General features: G+C 67.4%; 14 protein-coding genes, 2 rRNA genes and 1 riboswitch. Of the genes, 14 read left to right on the plus strand and 2 right to left on the minus strand.

The features are described from left to right. Positions 1-56 precede the first annotated feature (56 nt). The 13 genes from Saso_RS06550 to Saso_RS06610 all read left to right on the plus strand — a co-directional run bounded on the left by Saso_RS06550 (position 57) and on the right by Saso_RS06610 (position 14,283). Positions 57-3,179: ribosomal RNA gene (locus Saso_RS06550) — 23S ribosomal RNA — on the plus strand. Between the two features lie 85 nt (positions 3,180-3,264). Further along, positions 3,265-3,381, plus strand: a 5S ribosomal RNA gene (rrf, locus tag Saso_RS06555). A gap of 109 nt (positions 3,382-3,490) precedes the next feature. Then, positions 3,491-4,102, plus strand: coding sequence for a CDP-alcohol phosphatidyltransferase family protein (locus Saso_RS06560; RefSeq protein ID WP_189927336.1), 612 nt, complete (start codon positions 3,491-3,493; stop codon positions 4,100-4,102). 112 nt (positions 4,103-4,214) lie between these two features. Next, positions 4,215-6,710 (plus strand): mannose-1-phosphate guanyltransferase, encoded by a 2,496-nt coding sequence (locus tag Saso_RS06565; RefSeq protein ID WP_189927337.1) that lies wholly within the window; start codon positions 4,215-4,217, stop codon positions 6,708-6,710. A 106-nt stretch (positions 6,711-6,816) separates the two neighbouring features. After that, positions 6,817-7,713, plus strand: a complete 897-nt coding sequence (locus Saso_RS06570; RefSeq protein ID WP_229901531.1) for a DUF881 domain-containing protein — start codon at positions 6,817-6,819, stop codon at positions 7,711-7,713. Continuing rightward, a complete protein-coding gene (locus Saso_RS06575) occupies positions 7,710-8,042 on the plus strand; it encodes a small basic family protein (RefSeq protein WP_020133151.1) in 333 nt (110 codons plus the stop codon). Before Saso_RS06570 ends, Saso_RS06575 begins: the two co-directional genes overlap by 4 nt. Positions 8,043-8,047: 5 nt before the next feature. After that, positions 8,048-8,881 carry a DUF881 domain-containing protein gene (locus Saso_RS06580; RefSeq protein WP_189927339.1) on the plus strand — a complete coding sequence of 278 codons (834 nt, stop codon included), beginning with the start codon at positions 8,048-8,050 and terminating at the stop codon, positions 8,879-8,881. An 82-nt stretch (positions 8,882-8,963) separates the two neighbouring features. Further along, on the plus strand, positions 8,964-9,848 hold the full coding sequence (locus tag Saso_RS06585; protein WP_189927497.1) for an FHA domain-containing protein: 885 nt from the start codon (positions 8,964-8,966) through the stop codon (positions 9,846-9,848). A gap of 43 nt (positions 9,849-9,891) precedes the next feature. Further along, positions 9,892-10,629, plus strand: a complete 738-nt coding sequence (ftsR, locus tag Saso_RS06590) for a transcriptional regulator FtsR (RefSeq protein WP_189927340.1) — start codon at positions 9,892-9,894, stop codon at positions 10,627-10,629. 84 nt (positions 10,630-10,713) lie between these two features. Next, positions 10,714-11,187: a bifunctional nuclease family protein gene (locus Saso_RS06595; RefSeq protein WP_004934251.1), complete on the plus strand. Its 474-nt coding sequence runs from the start codon at positions 10,714-10,716 to the stop codon at positions 11,185-11,187. 284 nt (positions 11,188-11,471) lie between these two features. Continuing rightward, positions 11,472-12,155, plus strand: a complete 684-nt coding sequence (locus Saso_RS06600) for a MerR family transcriptional regulator (RefSeq protein ID WP_189927341.1) — start codon at positions 11,472-11,474, stop codon at positions 12,153-12,155. A 66-nt stretch (positions 12,156-12,221) separates the two neighbouring features. Then, complete coding sequence (locus tag Saso_RS06605) at positions 12,222-13,721, plus strand: DNA polymerase IV (protein WP_189927342.1); 1,500 nt, start codon at positions 12,222-12,224, stop codon at positions 13,719-13,721. A gap of 97 nt (positions 13,722-13,818) precedes the next feature. After that, entirely contained in the window at positions 13,819-14,283 is a 465-nt protein-coding gene (locus Saso_RS06610; protein WP_189927343.1) for a nucleotidyltransferase domain-containing protein, read from the plus strand. A gap of 173 nt (positions 14,284-14,456) precedes the next feature. On the opposite strand, the gene Saso_RS06615 is transcribed toward Saso_RS06610, so the two are convergent. Continuing rightward, positions 14,457-14,828: a PRC-barrel domain-containing protein gene (locus Saso_RS06615; protein WP_189927344.1), complete on the minus strand. Its 372-nt coding sequence runs from the start codon at positions 14,826-14,828 to the stop codon at positions 14,457-14,459. A gap of 112 nt (positions 14,829-14,940) precedes the next feature. Continuing rightward, positions 14,941-15,036: riboswitch (glycine riboswitch) on the plus strand. Between the two features lie 183 nt (positions 15,037-15,219). Between Saso_RS06615 and gcvP the strand changes: the two genes are divergently transcribed. Then, positions 15,220-18,105 carry an aminomethyl-transferring glycine dehydrogenase gene (gene gcvP / locus Saso_RS06620; protein WP_189927345.1) on the plus strand — a complete coding sequence of 962 codons (2,886 nt, stop codon included), beginning with the start codon at positions 15,220-15,222 and terminating at the stop codon, positions 18,103-18,105. A 49-nt stretch (positions 18,106-18,154) separates the two neighbouring features. Here gcvP and Saso_RS06625 read toward each other — a convergent pair whose 3' ends face one another. Beyond that, complete coding sequence (locus Saso_RS06625; RefSeq protein WP_189927346.1) at positions 18,155-18,574, minus strand: TOBE domain-containing protein; 420 nt, start codon at positions 18,572-18,574, stop codon at positions 18,155-18,157. Between the last annotated feature and the right edge of the window lie 19 nt (positions 18,575-18,593).

Here is an 18,593-nt window from a genome sequence, read left to right on the forward strand (position 1 = left end):
GGGTGATGGGTGGCTGGTCGTTGTTTGAGAACTGCACAGTGGACGCGAGCATCTGTGGCCAAGTTTTTAAGGGCGCACGGTGGATGCCTTGGCACCAGGAACCGATGAAGGACGTGGGAGGCCACGATAGTCCCCGGGGAGTCGTCAACCAGGCTTTGATCCGGGGGTTTCCGAATGGGGAAACCCGGCAGTCGTCATGGGCTGTCACCCGCTGCTGAACACATAGGCAGTGTGGAGGGAACGCGGGGAAGTGAAACATCTCAGTACCCGCAGGAAGAGAAAACAACCGTGATTCCGGGAGTAGTGGCGAGCGAAACCGGATGAGGCCAAACCGTATACGTGTGAGACCCGGCAGGGGTTGCGTGTACGGGGTTGTGGGATCTCTCTTTCACAGTCTGCCGGCTGTGAGACGAGTCAGAAACCGTTGATGTAGACGAAGGACATGCGAAAGGTCCGGCGTAGAGGGTAAGACCCCCGTAGTCGAAACGTCAGCGGCTCGTTTGAGAGACACCCAAGTAGCACGGGGCCCGAGAAATCCCGTGTGAATCTGGCGGGACCACCCGCTAAGCCTAAATATTCCCTGGTGACCGATAGCGGATAGTACCGTGAGGGAATGGTGAAAAGTACCGCGGGAGCGGAGTGAAATAGTACCTGAAACCGTGTGCCTACAAGCCGTGGGAGCGTCGGACGGAGAGCTTGCTCTTCGTCTCGTGACTGCGTGCCTTTTGAAGAATGAGCCTGCGAGTTTGCGGTGTGTTGCGAGGTTAACCCGGGTGGGGTAGCCGTAGCGAAAGCGAGTCCGAACAGGGCGATTCAGTAGCACGCTCAAGACCCGAAGCGGAGTGATCTAGCCATGGGCAGGTTGAAGCGGAGGTAAGACTTCGTGGAGGACCGAACCCACCAGGGTTGAAAACCTGGGGGATGACCTGTGGTTAGGGGTGAAAGGCCAATCAAACTCCGTGATAGCTGGTTCTCCCCGAAATGCATTTAGGTGCAGCGTCGTGTGTTTCTTGCCGGAGGTAGAGCACTGGATAGGCGATGGGCCCTACCGGGTTACTGACCTTAGCCAAACTCCGAATGCCGGTAAGTGAGAGCGCGGCAGTGAGACTGTGGGGGATAAGCTCCATGGTCGAGAGGGAAACAGCCCAGAGCATCGACTAAGGCCCCTAAGCGTACGCTAAGTGGGAAAGGATGTGGAGTCGCAGAGACAACCAGGAGGTTGGCTTAGAAGCAGCCACCCTTGAAAGAGTGCGTAATAGCTCACTGGTCTAGTGATTCCGCGCCGACAATGTAGCGGGGCTCAAGCGTACCGCCGAAGTCGTGTCATTGCAGCAATACGCCCAACGGCGGCTGTGATGGGTAGGGGAGCGTCGTGTGCCGGGTGAAGCAGCACCGGAAGGTAGTTGTGGACGGTTCACGAGTGAGAATGCAGGCATGAGTAGCGATACACACGTGAGAAACGTGTGCGCCGATTGACTAAGGGTTCCTGGGTCAAGCTGATCTGCCCAGGGTAAGTCGGGACCTAAGGCGAGGCCGACAGGCGTAGTCGATGGATAACCGGTTGATATTCCGGTACCCGCTGTGAAGCGTCAAACATCGAACCAGGCGATGCTAAGTCCGTGAAGCCGTTCCGGACCCTTCGGGGAAAGGAAAGTGGTGGAGCCGACGAACCAGACTTGCAGTAGGTGAGTGATGGGGTGACGCAGGAAGGTAGTCCATCCCGGGCGGTGGTTGTCCCGGGGTAAGGGTGTAGGGCGAACGGTAGGCAAATCCGCCGTTCACGTGTCTGAGACCTGATGCCGAGCCGATTGTGGCGAAGTGGATGATCCTATGCTGTCGAGAAAAGCCTCTAGCGAGTTTCATGGCGGCCCGTACCCTAAACCGACTCAGGTGGTCAGGTAGAGAATACCGAGGCGTTCGGGTGAACTATGGTTAAGGAACTCGGCAAAATGCCCCCGTAACTTCGGGAGAAGGGGGGCCATCACTGGTGATTGGATTTACTCCATGAGCTGGGGGTGGCCGCAGAGACCAGCGAGAAGCGACTGTTTACTAAAAACACAGGTCCGTGCGAAGCCGTAAGGCGATGTATACGGACTGACGCCTGCCCGGTGCTGGAACGTTAAGGGGACCGGTTAGTCACATTTCGGTGTGGCGAAGCTGAGAACTTAAGCGCCAGTAAACGGCGGTGGTAACTATAACCATCCTAAGGTAGCGAAATTCCTTGTCGGGTAAGTTCCGACCTGCACGAATGGCGTAACGACTTCTCGACTGTCTCAACCATAGGCCCGGTGAAATTGCACTACGAGTAAAGATGCTCGTTTCGCGCAGCAGGACGGAAAGACCCCGGGACCTTTACTACAGTTTGATATTGGTGTTCGGTTCGGCTTGTGTAGGATAGGTGGGAGACTTTGAAGCGGCCACGCCAGTGGTTGTGGAGTCGTCGTTGAAATACCACTCTGGTCGTGCTGGATGTCTAACCTGGGTCCGTGATCCGGATCAGGGACAGTGTCTGATGGGTAGTTTAACTGGGGCGGTTGCCTCCTAAAGAGTAACGGAGGCGCCCAAAGGTTCCCTCAGCCTGGTTGGCAATCAGGTGTTGAGTGTAAGTGCACAAGGGAGCTTGACTGTGAGACCGACGGGTCGAGCAGGGACGAAAGTCGGGACTAGTGATCCGGCGGTGGCTTGTGGAAGCGCCGTCGCTCAACGGATAAAAGGTACCCCGGGGATAACAGGCTGATCTTCCCCAAGAGTCCATATCGACGGGATGGTTTGGCACCTCGATGTCGGCTCGTCGCATCCTGGGGCTGGAGTCGGTCCCAAGGGTTGGGCTGTTCGCCCATTAAAGCGGTACGCGAGCTGGGTTTAGAACGTCGTGAGACAGTTCGGTCCCTATCCGCTGCGCGCGCAGGAATATTGAGAAGGGCTGTCCCTAGTACGAGAGGACCGGGACGGACGAACCTCTGGTGTGCCAGTTGTTCTGCCAAGGGCATGGCTGGTTGGCTACGTTCGGGAGGGATAACCGCTGAAAGCATCTAAGCGGGAAGCCTGCTTCGAGATGAGTATTCCCACCCCCTTTGAGGGGTTAAGGCTCCCAGTAGACGACTGGGTTGATAGGCCGGATGTGGAAGCCCAGTAATGGGTGAAGCTGACCGGTACTAATAGGCCGAGGGCTTGTCCTCAGTTGCTCGCGTCCACTGTGTTGGTTCTGAAACCACGAACAGCCCCATGTGCCACACATGGTGCGGCTGGACAGTTTCATAGTGTTTCGGTGGTCATAGCGTGAGGGAAACGCCCGGTTACATTCCGAACCCGGAAGCTAAGCCTTACAGCGCCGATGGTACTGCAGGGGGGACCCTGTGGGAGAGTAGGACACCGCCGAACTCCTTTTAGAGCTCCGGCTCTTGGGCACACAGCCCAAGAGCCGGAGCTTTTTTGCGTTGGGGTAAGGTCAGGGGGCATCGTTGGCTCATTTCCTACTGGAGGCCCCCGGGTGGAGGTCCAGGAGACCCGTGTCCAGACAGATCGGGTCCTCACCATCCCGAACATCCTCAGCATGGCGCGTCTCGTCGGCGTGCCGCTGTTCCTGTGGCTGATCCTCAGGCCTGAGTTCGGAGGCCCGCAGAGTGACGGCTGGGCTCTCCTGGTGCTGGCTCTCAGCGGGATCAGCGACTATCTGGACGGCAAGCTCGCACGGCGCTGGAACCAGATCAGCAGCCTCGGCCGGCTGCTCGACCCCGCCGCCGACCGGCTCTACATTCTCTCGACGCTGGTGGGTCTCACCTGGCGGGAGATCCTGCCCCTCTGGTTGACCGCTGTACTTCTCGCGCGCGAGCTGGTTCTGCTGGTGATGGTCGGCATCCTCAGGCGTCACGGCTATCCGCCGCCGCAGGTGAACTTCCTGGGCAAGGCAGCCACCTTCAACCTGATGTACGCCTTCCCGCTGCTTCTGCTCAGTGACGGAAGCGGATGGCTCGCGTCACTCGCTGCTATTTTCGGATGGGCGTTCGCCGGATGGGGTACAACGCTCTATTGGTGGGCAGGAGTCCTCTACGTGGTACAGGTCCGCCGCCTGGTTCGTGCGGACGCCATGGGTGCCGACTGACCTCGCCGATTGGCAGCTGAAGTGGCTCGATGGCCCGCGGACGAAAAGTGCGGGACAATCTGGACGGGTGAAGTCGGCTAGACAGTCGTCTCTTTAGGAGGACGCTTCCGACATGAAGGCCGTCGTGATGGCCGGAGGCGAAGGCACGCGCCTTCGCCCTATGACCTCGAGCATGCCCAAGCCGCTCCTGCCGGTGGCCAACCGGCCGATCATGGAGCACGTTCTGAGGCTGCTCAAAAGGCATGGGCTCAACGAGACCGTCGTTACCGTTCAGTTCCTGGCCTCGCTGGTCAAGAACTACTTCGGTGACGGCGAGGAGCTCGGAATGGAGCTCAGCTATGCCAATGAGGAGAAGCCACTCGGTACCGCCGGAAGCGTCAAGAACGCAGAGGAGGCGCTGAAGGACGACGCCTTCCTCGTCATCTCCGGTGATGCCCTCACTGACTTCGACCTCACCGATCTGATCTCCTTCCACAAGGAAAAGGGCGCGCTCGTCACGGTCTGCCTGACGCGTGTGCCCAATCCGCTGGAATTCGGTATCACCATCGTCGACGAAGAGGGCAAGGTCGAGCGCTTCCTGGAGAAGCCGACCTGGGGCCAGGTCTTCTCGGACACGGTGAACACCGGTATCTACGTCATGGAGCCGGAGGTCTTCGACTACGTCGAGGCCGACGTGCCCGTCGACTGGTCCGGTGACGTCTTCCCGCAGCTGATGAAGGAAGGCAAGCCGGTCTACGGCTATGTGGCCGAGGGCTACTGGGAGGACGTCGGCACCCACGAGAGCTACGTGAAGGCCCAGGCCGACGTGCTCGAGGGCAAGGTCGACGTCGAGATCGACGGATTCGAGCTCTCGCCGGGCGTGTGGGTGGCGGAAGGCGCGGAAGTGCACCCCGACGCCGTACTGCGCGGTCCTCTCTACATCGGCGACTACGCCAAGGTCGAGGCCGGCGCCGAAATCCGCGAGCACACCGTCGTGGGTTCCAACGTCGTCGTGAAGAGCGGGGCGTTCCTGCACAAGGCCGTCGTGCACGACAACGTGTACGTCGGGCAGCACAGCAATCTGCGTGGCTGTGTGGTGGGAAAGAACACCGACATCATGCGGGCGGCCCGCATCGAGGACGGCGCCGTCATCGGTGATGAATGCCTGATCGGTGAAGAATCGATTGTGCAGGGCAACGTAAGGGTCTATCCGTTCAAGACCATCGAAGCCGGCGCATTCGTCAACACGTCGGTCATCTGGGAATCCCGCGGACAGGCGCATCTGTTCGGCGCGCGGGGGGTCTCCGGAATCCTGAACGTCGAGATCACCCCGGAACTCGCCGTCCGCCTCGCCGGTGCCTATGCCACCACGCTCAAGAAGGGGTCCACCGTCACCACGGCACGTGACCACTCACGTGGTGCGCGGGCGCTGAAGCGGGCGGTCATCTCGGCGCTCCAGGCCAGCGCCATCGACGTCCGGGACCTGGAGAACGTGCCGTTGCCCGTGGCGCGGCAGCAGACCGCGCGGGGCAGCGCCGGCGGGATCATGATCCGGACCTCGCCCGGGGTGCCGGACTCCGTCGACATCATGTTCTTCGACGGACAGGGCGCCGACCTGTCTCAGGGCAGCCAGCGCAAGCTGGACCGGGTGTTCGCGCGGCAGGAGTACCGGCGGGCGTTCCCCGGAGAGATCGGAGACCTGCACTTCCCGGCCAGCGTGTTCGATTCGTACACCGGATCGCTGCTGAGGAACGTGGACACCACGGGGATCTCCGAGGCCGGACTCAAGGTCGTGGTGGACGCCTCGAACGGCAGTGCAGGACTGGTGCTGCCGAGCCTCCTGGGCAAGCTCGGGGTGGATTCGCTGACCATCAACCCCGGACTCAACGAGGCCAGGCCGACGGAGACCGGCGACCAGCGGCGCTCCGGGCTGGTCCGGCTCGGGGAGATCGTGGCGTCCTCGCGGGCCGCGTTCGGTGTGCGGTTCGACCCGGTGGGCGAGCGGCTGTCCCTCGTGGACGAGAAGGGCCGGATCATCGAGGACGACCGGGCGCTTCTCGTGCTCCTGGACCTCGTGGCCGCCGAGCGGCGCAGCGGCCGGGTGGCCCTGCCGGTGACCACGACGAGGATCGCCGAGCAGGTGGCGGCGTACCACGGGACGCAGGTCGAGTGGACGACGACCTCGCCGGACGACCTCACCCGGGTCGGGCAGGACGAGACGACCATCTTCGGCGGGGACGGCAAGGGCGGCTTCATCGTCCCGGAGTTCAGCAGTGTCTTCGACGGCACGGCGGCGTTCGTGCGTCTGATCGGGCTGGTGGCGCGGACGCAGCTCACCCTCAGCCAGATCGACGCCCGGATTCCGCGGGCGCACGTCCTGAAGCGGGATCTGGCGACCCCGTGGGCCGTCAAGGGCCTGGTGATGCGGCGGATCGTCGAAGCGGCTGGAGACCGCTTCGTGGACACCACCGACGGTGTCCGGGTGGTCGAGACGGACGGTCGCTGGGTGATGGTCCTGCCGGACCCGGCCGAGGCCGTCACGCATCTGTGGGCCGAGGGGCCGGACGACGCCTCGGCGCAGGCCCTGCTCGACGAGTGGGCGGCGGTCGTGGACAGCGCCGGGCGCTGATCCACGCGCACGCGTGCGTGCCGGACAAGTGTCCCCAAGGGGGCCTGTCCGGCACGCCGGTAGGGCCATTCGGAGGTACTGGGCGCGACGTGCGACGATGTGCGGCATGCCGCAGCAGCCCCCCGTTCGGAGCACACCCGCGCGCGTGTCGCGTCCGGACGCCTCCATGTCGCTGCTCACCAACGTCATGGACCACAGCCTCGACGACGGATATGCCGAGGCCGCCACCCGCAAGCGGGCCGAAGGCGCCGGTGGTCTGCCCAGGACGGTGCGCGCCAAGCTCGGTCTGGCCGTGGGCCTGGTGCTCGCGGCTCTCGTGGTCACCGTCGGGGCGGCGCAGGCGCGCGTGGCGGCACCGGTCGTCGCCAAGGAGCGCGAGGAGCTCATCGACCGGATCGACAGCGAGACCGACGCGGCCGACGAGCTGGAGAGCACGGTCGACCGGCTGCGCGAGGACGTGAGCGCCCGGCAGCAGGAGGCGCTCAAGGAGAGCGGCGGCAGTGGCCAGGGGGGCCTGGTGGGGATCCTGTCGGGCGCCGTCGCGGTGCACGGGCCCGGCGTCAAGCTGGTCGTGGACGACGCCAAGGAAGCCAGCAGCGGCGGTGACGGCAACCCGCGCGAGACCGCCGGCTTCTCCGACACCGGGCGGGTCCGCGACCGGGACATGCAGCGTGTGGTGAACGGGCTGTGGGCCTCGGGGGCCGAGGCTGTCTCGATCAACGGACAGCGGCTGACGGCGCTCTCGGCGATCAGGGCCGCGGGTGAGGCGATACTGGTCGACAACAAGCCGCTGGTGCCGCCGTACACGGTGCTCGCGGTGGGGGACGGGAAGAACCTGAGCACCACGTTCCAGAACAGCGCCGACGGGCTGTATCTGAACGCGCTCCAGGAGAACTACGGCATCCGGACGGCCATCTCCGTGGTGGACGACGTCCGGCTGCCCGCCGCACCGAGTGTGATCGTACGTACAGCGCAGCCGAGAACTGAGAAGGGCACATCGTGATCGCCGTACTGGGCCTCGTCGTGGGAGTCGTGGCCGGCCTGTTGGTCCAGCCCGAGGTTCCGGCGGCCGTCGTACCGTATCTGCCGATCGCCGTGGTGGCGGCGCTGGACGCCGTGTTCGGCGGGTTGCGGGCCATGCTCGACGGCATCTTCGACGACAAGGTGTTCGTCGTCTCGTTCCTGTCGAACGTGGTCGTGGCCGCGCTGATCGTGTTCCTCGGTGACGAGTTGGGTGTGGGGTCGCAGCTGTCCACCGGTGTCGTGGTCGTCCTCGGCATCCGGATCTTCTCCAATGCCGCGGCGATCCGCCGCCACGTGTTCCGGGCGTGAGGACGATGAGCGAACAGGACGAGACGCCCGGGTACCGGCTGCGCAAGGAGCTGCCCGACGAGGTCCCCGTGACCGCGTCCGCGGAGGAGGCCGCCGAGCAGCCGGCCGAGCCCGTGCTGACCGGTCGGCAGCGGCTGGCGCAGGGTCTGTGGCCGCCGCGGGTGTCCAGGGCCCAACTCATCGTCGCCCTGCTGCTGTTCGGACTCGGATTCGGCCTGGCGGTCCAGGTCGCGTCCAACAGCGACAGCGGGAACGCGCTGCGCGGCGCACGCCAGGAAGATCTTGTGCGCATCCTCGATGAACTCGACGACCGCAGTCAGCGTCTTGAGGACGAGAAGCAGGGTCTCGAGAAGCAGCAGCAGGAGCTGGAGAACAGCTCCGACCAGGCCGAGGAGGCCCGGAAGCAGACGGTCGAGAAGGAGAAACAACTCGGCATCCTGGCGGGCACGGTGGCCGCACAGGGGCCGGGGATCACGATGACCATCGGGGACACGAAGGGGACGGTCCGGGCGGACATGCTGCTCGACGCGATCCAGGAGTTGCGGGCGGCCGGTGCCGAGGCGATCCAGGTGAACGACGTGCGCGTCGTCGCGGGCACCTTCCTGACGGATTCGGGCAAGAGCGTGAGCGTCGACGGGAACAAGATCAACACGCCCTTTCGTTTCAAGGTCATCGGCAACCCGCAGGACCTCGAGCCGGCGCTGAACATCCCTGGAGGAGTGGTGCAGACTCTGGAGAAGGAGCAGGCCACGGTTACCGTCGAGCGTTCGGACAAGATCGTCGTGGACGCCTTGCGAGCGGCGAAGCAGCCTGACTACGCTCGGTCGTCGACCCGGTGAACCGGGGGCGCATGGGGGGTATCCGGCAGGGGCATGAGGTTGCGGGGGGTCGACGCACCGATCGGGTGGTGCGTGGTGGAAACTGTCTGGTGGGCACGGACGTTGTGAAGGTGTCCGGGTCGACCGGTGTATTCAGTCAGGGTTCGTCCTGCCCCACGGGCGGGTCTGTTTCGGTCAAGGGGAATCGCCCGTGAAGTTGTTTGCGAAGTTGTTCGGCAAGAGCGCGCGAGAGGGCAGCGACAACGCGACCGCTCGTCATCGCGCACAGCCCGACGCGGAAGGTCAGCGGCCGCTGTTCCGGGATCAGGTGGGTGCCCCGGGCAGTGACATTTCCGGTGGCCAGGGCGCGGCGTCTGTTGACCCTGCGCAGTCCGGCGGCATAGGTTTCGGCCAACCGTCAGCCTCGAGTGCGGATGGAGGGTTCTCCCCTATGTCGGCCCTGGTGTGTACGAGGTGCGGTAACCGCAACGCGGAGAACAGCCGCTTCTGCTCCAACTGCGGCGCGCCGCTGCGCCCCGGGCTGACGCCCGAGCGCCCGTCGGAGACGACTTCCACGATCTCGATCTCCGGTCTCGAGGCCTACGACGCCGAGGTCACCGGTCAGACGCAGCTGCCCGCGCTCTCGCCCGAGGCGCAGGCCGCGGTCGACGCGCTGCCGCTGGGTTCCGCCCTGCTCGTCGTGAGGCGAGGCCCGAACTCGGGCAGCCGGTTCCTGCTGGACGGCGACCTCACCACGGCCGGCCGTCACCCGCAGAGCGACATCTTCCTGGACGACGTGACGGTCTCGCGTCGCCACGTGGAGTTCCGGCGCAACCCGGACGGCACGTTCAAGGTGGCGGACGTCGGCAGTCTGAACGGCACGTACGTCAACCGGGAGCGGATCGACGAGGTCCCCCTGTCCAACGGCGACGAGGTGCAGATCGGCAAGTACCGGCTGGTCTTCTACGCGAGCCAGCGGGGTTACTGACCCTTCCCGGGCGCCGCCCGGGGGGACTCCCCAGGGAAGGTCCATGCTTCAAACACCGAGGGGCGGTGCCGGGCACGGCACCGCCGCCGCGGACGGCGCCCCGATGAGTATCGGCGCCGTGCTGAACGCGCTGCGGGACGAGTTCCCCGAAGTCACCATCTCCAAGATCCGTTTCCTGGAGTCGGAGGGGCTCGTCGAGCCGCGGCGGACCCCTTCGGGCTACCGGAAGTTCAGCGTCCAGGACGTGGAGCGCCTCGGTCACGTTCTGAGGATGCAACGTGACCACTATCTCCCGCTCAAGGTCATCCGTGAGCATCTGGACGCGATGGAGCGCGGTGAGGCCGTCGCGTTGCCCACCGTGGGCCGGCAGCGGGACGGCGAGGCCGCTCCGGAGCCCTCCGAGGGTCCCACCGTGGCCCGGATCGGCCGGTCCGAGCTGCTGGCCGCCGCGGGGATCGGTGAGCCGGAGCTGGCGGAGTGGGAATCGTACGGTCTCGTCGTGCCCTTGGAGGACGGGGTCTACGACGCCGAATCGGCCACGGTGGCCGCTCTGGTGGCCGAGCTGGGCCGGTTCGGGATCGAGCCCCGGCACCTGCGCGTGATGAAGGCCGCGGCCGACCGTGAGGCGGGGCTCGTGGACCAGGTGGTGGCGCCGCTCAAGCGTCACCGCAATCCGCAGACCAGGGCGCACGCGCAGGCCCGTACGAAGGAACTGGCGGGGCTCACGGTGCGGCTGCACGCGGCGTTGGTACAGACCGCGCTCGGCGTACGCCTGCCCTGAGCGGGCGGTTTCGCCCTGGGCGGATCGGTCACCCGTTCCCGGCCCGACTACCCAAACGTCCCGGGCACGGCCTAGGGTTGCTGTGTGAACGAGCTCGATGTCGTAGGTGTCCGGGTCGAGATGCCCTCCAACCAACCGATCGTGCTGCTGCGTGAAGTGGGAGGCGACCGTTACCTTCCCATCTGGATCGGACCGGGTGAGGCGACGGCGATCGCCTTCGCCCAGCAGGGCATGGCTCCCGCGCGACCGCTGACCCACGACCTGTTCAAGGACGTGCTGGAAGCCGTCGGCCAGGAGCTCACCGAGGTGCGCATCACGGACCTGCGGGAGGGCGTCTTCTACGCGGAGCTGGTGTTCGCCAGCGGGGTCGAGGTGAGCGCGCGTCCCTCGGACGCCATAGCGCTCGCGCTGCGCACGGGAACACCGATCTACGGCAGTGACACGGTGCTCGACGACGCGGGGATCGCCATCCCGGACGAGCAGGAGGACGAGGTGGAGAAGTTCCGCGAGTTCCTCGACCAGATCTCGCCCGAGGACTTCGGCACCAGCAACCAGTAGCCGAGTCGATCACCGGTCGTCGCCTGCGTCGAGCGGATCGCGGCCGGGCCCGACGCGGGCCGGTGACCCGTACGGGCGTACGGGCCGGTGGCGGGCAATTGCCGGTGGTCGGTGCGAGCGTCCTACGGCTACTTGTCAGCGCATTCGGCTAGCCTTTCCCCGCGGTGGGGTGCGGGAAACCACTCTCAGGGTGATTATCACTCGGCGTGCCGAGTGTGGCGATCGTTGACGCACCCCTGGTGACTGCCTACCGTCGACAAGGCAGGTCAAGGACGGAGGTCGGCGTGAGAAGCAGCGGCGACGGTACGGCCGGGGGTGCCCCCGACATCGGTCTCGGGGGAAGCGGTCCGTACCCTCCCTCGAGCTCTCAAGCACGCTTGAGCAGGGGGTATCCCCAGCAGAGCGGTGCGGCCGATCATGCTTCTCAGCGACCAGCGGCCGTGCCGAGCAGCGGAGGGGCGACGTCCATGGCGTCCGAGCAGATCGGCTACCGGGGTCCGACGGCCTGCGCGGCCGCGGGGATCACCTACCGGCAACTGGACTACTGGGCGCGCACCGGGCTCGTGGAGCCGAGCGTGCGCCCGGCCCACGGTTCGGGCACGCAGCGGCTGTACAGCTTCCGGGACGTCGTGGTCCTGAAGATCGTCAAGCGGTTCCTCGACACAGGCGTGTCACTTCAGAACATCCGTACCGCGGTGCAGCACCTGCGGGAGCGCGGGTTCAGCGACCTCGAACGCGTCACGCTCATGAGCGACGGCGCCACGGTCTACGAGTGCGTCTCGCCCGACGAGGTCCACGCGCTGCTCCAGGGCGGCCAGGGCGTCTTCGGCATCGCCGTGGGCGTCGTGTGGCGGGACGTCGAGAGCGCGCTGTCGCAGCTGCACGGCGAGCGGGTGGACACCGGCGAGACCCTCGTCGGGCACAACCCGGCGGACGAGCTGGCACGGCGGCGCAACCGGGCGGTATGAGCCTCCGGCGCCGGTGACGGGCGCTCGGCGACGTCATTGTCAGTGGCGTGGTGCAGCATCGGACATGTGAGAAACGCGCCCACGATCCTGCATCTCGACATGGATGCCTTCTTCGCCCAGGCGGAGCAGGCGTCCAAGCCGAGTCTGCGCGGGAAGGCCGTCGTCGTGGGCGGTCTGGGGCCGCGCGGAGTGGTCGCGACCGCCTCCTACGAGGCGCGGGTCTTCGGGGTGCACTCGGCGATGCCCATGGCCCAGGCGCGCCGGCGGGCGCCTCACGCGGCCTATCTGGTCCCGCGTTTCGCGTTCTACCGTTCGATCAGCGAGCAGGTCATGGGGCTGCTGCGGGCGCTGTCGCCGCTGGTGGAGCCGCTGAGCCTGGACGAGGCCTTCGTGGACCTGGACGCCGGGAGAGCGGCCTGGGACAGCGACTCGGCGCGGCTGGCAGGCATCAGACTGCGCGATGACATACGGGCCGTCACGGGGCTCACCGGTTCCGTAGGGCTGGCGTCCTGCAAGATGCTGGCGAAGATCGCCTCCGAGCAGGCCAAGCCGGACGGGCTGGTGCTCATCGAGCCGGGGACCGAGCGGGCCCTGCTCGGTCCGCTGCCGGTGCGGACCCTGCCCGGGGTGGGGCCGGCCACGGGGGACCATCTGCGGCGGGCCGGCATCACCACGGTCGACGAGATCGCCGAGGCCGGTGAGGACGAGCTGGTGAGGCTGCTGGGCAAGGCGCACGGCCACGCCCTGTACGCCATGGCGCTGGCCCGTGACGACCGTCCGGTGGTGGCGGAGCGGGAGGCCAAGTCGGTGTCGGTCGAGGACACCTACGACGTGGACATCCACGACCGGGTCCGGGTGGAGCTGGAGGTGCAGCGCCTCGCGGGCCGGTGCGTGCGCCGGCTGCGGGGGTCCGGCCTGTCGGGTCGCACCATCGTGCTGAAGGTGCGGCGGTACGACTTCTCCACGCTCACCCGGTCCGAGACCCTGCGGGGGCCCACCGACGACCCGGGCGTCGTCCGGGAGGCGGCGGCCCGGCTGCTGGACTCCGTGGACACCACGGGCGGGGTACGGCTGCTCGGGGTGGGGGTCAGCGGGCTGGCGGACTTCACGCAGGAGGATCTGTTCGCGCAGGCGGCTGAGGAGCTCGCGGACGGGCCGGAGGAGGAGCACGCGGAGGAACCCGCGGGCGATGTCCCGGTACCGGTCGAGCGGCAGTGGCGGCCCGGGCACGATGTGCGGCACGCCGAGCTCGGGCACGGCTGGGTGCAGGGAAGCGGACTGGGCCGGGTCACCGTGCGCTTCGAGACGCCCGAGTCGGAGCCGGGACGGGTGCGGACCTTCCGGACCGACGATCCGGGCCTGGAGCCGGCGGAGCCGTTGCCGTTGGTGAGCAGCAAGCCGCACGGCGCGGGTGGGGCGCCTGCCGGGGAACCGGCTGCGGAGGCCTCCCGAGAAGTCTCCGGAGAAGCGGTCGGAGAAGCGATCGGGGCTGCTGAGGACGAGGTGTCCGGGTCGTCGGGTCGCGGCGGAGATATTTCGGTGGTGGAGTTCGGGAACTCTCCGTGAGGCCGATCAGTTACAGAGAGTGAGGGCGCTTGGTGTGAGGTGGGTCGGAGCGGTGGGTGCGTCCCGAAGGGGGCACCGGTGAGGGACGAGGAGCTGGATGAAACTGCACGGAGGTCACTTCGCGGACCCGCCCGGGGTCTCGCCCACGCGTGAGGCCGAGGTGCGGCGGGTGGTGGACCGGGTCACCCGCTGGGCCGCGAACCGGAGCGACGTGGTCGGGCTGCTCCTCGTCGGTTCCTGGGCGCGTGAGGCCGCGCGTCCCGACTCGGACGTCGACCTGGTGGTGCTGTCGACGGCCCCGGCGGCGTACGCCGAGGGCGACGCGTGGACACGGGAGCCGGCCCTCGGGGAGGTCCTCCGGGTCCGCAAGTGGGGCCCCGTCACCGAATGGCGGTACGTCACCGCATCGGGCCTGGAGGTCGAGGTGGGCGTCGCGGCGGTCCAGTGGGCGCGGACCGATCCGATCGACGACGGCACGCGCCGGGTCGTCACGGACGGTGCGAGACCCTTGTACGACCCCGCGGGGATCCTCGGCGCGCTGATACGGGCCTGCGCCTCCTGAGGGCCGTCCGGGCATGACGGGGTGCGGGGCCACCCCCGGATGCCGGTATGCCGGTGCGGACCGGTCCGCACCGGGAGGCGGGAGCCGCGGGTCCGGTCCCTGCCGCCTCACGCAGCGCCCGGGCCGAACCGGTGCCGCTCCGGGCCATGTCGCTCCGTGCCGCTCCCTGCGGCTCAGCTGTCGTCGGTGCCCGCGAGGCGGCCGAAGTCGTGGTCCGCGAGCGGGGGAGGGGTGCCCACGTCCAGGCCGTAGTGGTGGTAGAGCTGGAGCTCCTGCTCCGGGGAGAGGTGGCGGCCGACGCCGAAGTCCGGGGCGTCCTTGATCAGGGACCGTTCGAAGGGGATGTGCAGGGTGCCCTCGACCAGCCGGCTGGGCTCCAGGGGGACGAAGGCGTCGCGGGAGAACAGACCGGTACGTATCGCAGCCCACTCCGGTACACCGGTGGCGTCGTCGAGGTAGACCTCGTCTACCGTGCCGATCTTGGTGCCGTTGCGGTCGAACGCCTTGCGGCCGATCAGGTTGCGCGGATCGATGTCGGTCTGCACGGGCCCTCCACTTGGTCGCAACTCATCCGTAAGCACTACAAAAGAGCACATTGGGACGGGCGGCCACTCGAGCGAGTCTCGATGACCTCGCTGGTAGTCTGGCAATGGCTGCTGACACCGCGCGGGAGAGTCCTCCGGACACCATCGGAGGCGCCGAAGGAGCAAATCCTCCCCGGAATCTCTCAGGCACACGTACCGCGCGGTCGAGGTCACTCTGGAAAGCAGAGCGGGTTGCCGACGGCGTCGACGGCTCCCGCTCTCACCGACGGTGAAAGCCGGGCGCTCTCGGGCGGCCGGTGAAGCTCTCAGGTTGAGATGACAGAGGGGGAGGCCGTCCGGGTTCCCGCCGTGGTGACCCTCGCAGGTCGTGTCAGACCAGGAGGCCTCCGTAATGACCGCCCATCGCACTCCGCTCGCCCAGCTCGAGCAGGGAATCCCCTTCGAACAGCGCCACATAGGGCCCGACCACGAGGCCCAGGCCAAGATGCTCGCGCAGGTCGGCTACGGCTCGCTCGACGAGCTGACCGCCGCCGCGGTACCGGACGTCATCAAGAACGCCGACGCCCTGGACCTGCCCGGCGCGCGGACCGAGGCCGAGGTGCTGTCCGAGCTGCGTTCGCTGGCCGACCGCAACCAGGTCCTCGACCCGATGATCGGCCTCGGCTACTACGGGACGTTCACCCCGCCGGTCATCCTGCGCAACGTCATGGAGAACCCCGCTTGGTACACGGCCTACACGCCGTACCAGCCGGAGATCTCCCAGGGCCGGCTCGAGGCGCTGCTGAACTTCCAGACCATGGTCGCCGACCTGACCGGGCTGCCGACCTCCGGTGCGTCGCTGCTGGACGAGGGCACGGCCGCGGCCGAGGCGATGGCGCTGTCCCGGCGCATGGGGAAGAACAAGAAGGGCCTCTTCCTCATCGACGCGGACACGCTGCCGCAGACCGTCGCCGTGATCGAGACCCGGGCCGAGCCGACCGGCGTGGAGGTCGTGGTCGCCGACCTCAGCGAGGGCATCCCGGCGGACATCGCCGCGCGCGAGATCAACGGCGTGCTGCTCCAGTACCCCGGCGCCTCCGGTGCCGTGCGCGACCTCGCGCCGGTCGTCGAGCAGGCGCACGGGCTCGGCGCGCTCGTCACGGTGGCCGCGGACCTGCTCGCGCTGACGCTGCTGAAGTCCCCGGGCGAGCTCGGCGCGGACATCGCGGTCGGCACGACGCAGCGGTTCGGGGTGCCGATGGGCTTCGGCGGGCCGCACGCCGGTTACATGGCCGTGCGCGAGCAGTTCGCCCGCAGTCTGCCCGGGCGGCTCGTGGGCGTGTCCCTGGACGCCGACGGGCAGCGGGCCTACCGCCTCGCGCTCCAGACGCGTGAGCAGCACATCCGCCGCGAGAAGGCCACCAGCAACATCTGCACGGCGCAGGTGCTCCTCGCGGTGATGGCGGGCATGTACGCCGTCTACCACGGTCCCGACGGGCTGCGGGCGATCGCTCGTCGTACGCACCGGTACGCCTCGATCCTGGCTGCCGGACTCGAGGCCGGCGGCGTCGAGGTCGTGCACGGCTCCTACTTCGACACGCTGACCGTGCGGGTGCCCGCGAAGGCCTCCGCGGTCGTCGCCGCCGCCCGGGAGAACGGGGTCAACCTGCGGCTGGTCGACGCCGACCACGTGTCGGTCGCCTGCGACGAGACGACCGCCCGGGCCCAGGTGGCCGCCGTCTGGGCCGCCTTCGGGGTGGAGGGCGACATCGAGTCGCTCGACACGGTCACCGGGGAGGCCCTGCCCGACGCGCTGCTGCGGTCCGACGAGATCCTCACGCACCCGGTCTTCCACCAGCACCGCTCCGAGACCGCCATGCTGCGCTACCTGCGCCGGCTCGCCGACCGGGACTACGCGCTCGACCGGGGCATGATCCCGCTGGGCTCCTGCACCATGAAGCTCAACGCCACCACCGAGATGGAGCCGGTGACCTGGCCCGAGTTCGGGCAGCTGCACCCGTTCGCGCCCGCGGAGCAGGCGGAGGGCTACCTCACGCTGATCCGGGAGCTGGAGGAGCGGCTCGCCGAGGTCACCGGGTACGACAAGGTGTCGCTCCAGCCGAACGCCGGATCGCAGGGTGAGCTGGCCGGACTGCTCGCCGTCCGCGGGTACCACCGCGGCAACGGGGACGAGCAGCGGACCGTGTGCCTCATCCCCTCCTCCGCGCACGGCACGAACGCGGCCAGTGCCGTGATGGCCGGCATGAAGGTCGTCGTCGTCAAGACCGCCGAGGACGGCGAGATCGACGTCGAGGACCTGCGGGCGAAGATCGAGAAGCATCGCGAGGAGCTCGCGGTACTGATGATCACCTACCCGTCGACGCACGGGGTGTTCGAGGAGCACGTCGCCGACATCTGCGCCCAGGTCCACGAGGCCGGCGGTCAGGTGTACGTGGACGGCGCCAATCTGAACGCCCTCGTCGGTCTCGCCAAGCCGGGGCACTTCGGCGGGGACGTCTCGCACCTGAACCTGCACAAGACCTTCTGCATCCCGCACGGCGGCGGCGGTCCGGGCGTCGGTCCCGTGGCCGTGCGCTCGCACCTGGCGCCGTACCTGCCCAACCACCCGCTCCAGCCCGCCGCCGGGCCGGAGACCGGCGTGGGTCCGATCTCCGCCGCCCCCTGGGGCTCCGCGGGGATCCTGCCGATCTCGTGGGCGTACGTGCGGCTCATGGGCGGCGAGGGGCTGAAGCGGGCCACGCAGGTGGCCGTCCTCAGCGCCAACTACATCGCCAAGCGGCTCGAGCCGCACTACCCGGTGCTCTACAACGGGCCGGGCGGGCTGGTCGCCCACGAGTGCATCATCGACCTGCGGCCGCTGACCAAGGCGACCGGCGTGAGCGTGGACGACGTGGCCAAGCGGCTCATCGACTACGGGTTCCACGCGCCGACGATGTCGTTCCCGGTGGCCGGGACGCTGATGATCGAGCCGACCGAATCCGAGGACCTGATCGAGCTGGACCGGTTCTGCGAGGCGATGATCGCCATCCGCAGGGAGATCGACAAGGTCGGCGCGGGCGAGTGGCCGGCCGACGACAACCCGCTGCACGGCGCTCCGCACACCGCGGCCGCGCTCGGCGGGGAGTGGAAGCACGCCTACACGCGCGACGAGGCCGTCTTCCCGGCCGGTGTGTCGGCCGGTGACAAGTACTGGCCGCCGGTGCGCCGGATCGACCAGGCCTTCGGTGACCGCAACCTGGTCTGCTCGTGCCCGCCGCTGGACGCGTACCAGGACTGAGCGAGTGGTCGAGGGCCCCCGTCCGTGCCGGGCGGGGGCCCTCGCGCGTTCAGGCCCTGGCCAGGGACACCTCGGTCGCCTTGATCAGCGCGATGACGTCGGACCCGACGAAGAGGCCCAGGTCCTCCGCCGCCTCCTTGGTGATCACGGCGGTGAGCTCGCTGCCCGCCAGCGAGATCTTCACCGAGGCCATGACCCCGCCCGTCACGAGGCGGGTGAGCGCGCCGGGCAGCTGGTTGCGGATCGAGAGGCCCTCGACGCGGGACGTCGCCAGGGCTACTTCTGTCGACTTCACCAGGGCGTGGACGGCGGTGCCGGGGGTGAGGGCGAGTTGCTCCACGGCTTCCAGCGTGATGGCCGCCGTGAGGTCCTGACCGCCGTCCAGACGGATCTTGACGGTGGCCATGACCTCGCCGGGATGCACGGCGGTGACGGTGCCGGGGAGTTGGTTGCGGATGCTCAGGCTCATGAGCGTCAACGGTAGGCGG

The organism is Streptomyces asoensis, from assembly GCF_016860545.1.
GTDB lineage: Bacteria > Actinomycetota > Actinomycetes > Streptomycetales > Streptomycetaceae > Streptomyces > Streptomyces asoensis.

Coding starts and splice junctions, on each gene's coding strand:
- Saso_RS06570 (WP_229901531.1), top strand. CDS start 6,817: ATGCCGCAGCAGCCCCCCGTTCGGAGCACACCCGCGCGCGTGTCGCGT.
- ftsR (WP_189927340.1), top strand. CDS start 9,892: ATGCTTCAAACACCGAGGGGCGGTGCCGGGCACGGCACCGCCGCCGCG.
- Saso_RS06565 (WP_189927337.1), top strand. CDS start 4,215: ATGAAGGCCGTCGTGATGGCCGGAGGCGAAGGCACGCGCCTTCGCCCT.
- gcvP (WP_189927345.1), top strand. CDS start 15,220: ATGACCGCCCATCGCACTCCGCTCGCCCAGCTCGAGCAGGGAATCCCC.
- Saso_RS06610 (WP_189927343.1), top strand. CDS start 13,819: ATGAAACTGCACGGAGGTCACTTCGCGGACCCGCCCGGGGTCTCGCCC.
- Saso_RS06625 (WP_189927346.1), bottom strand. CDS start 18,574: ATGAGCCTGAGCATCCGCAACCAACTCCCCGGCACCGTCACCGCCGTG.
- Saso_RS06580 (WP_189927339.1), top strand. CDS start 8,048: ATGAGCGAACAGGACGAGACGCCCGGGTACCGGCTGCGCAAGGAGCTG.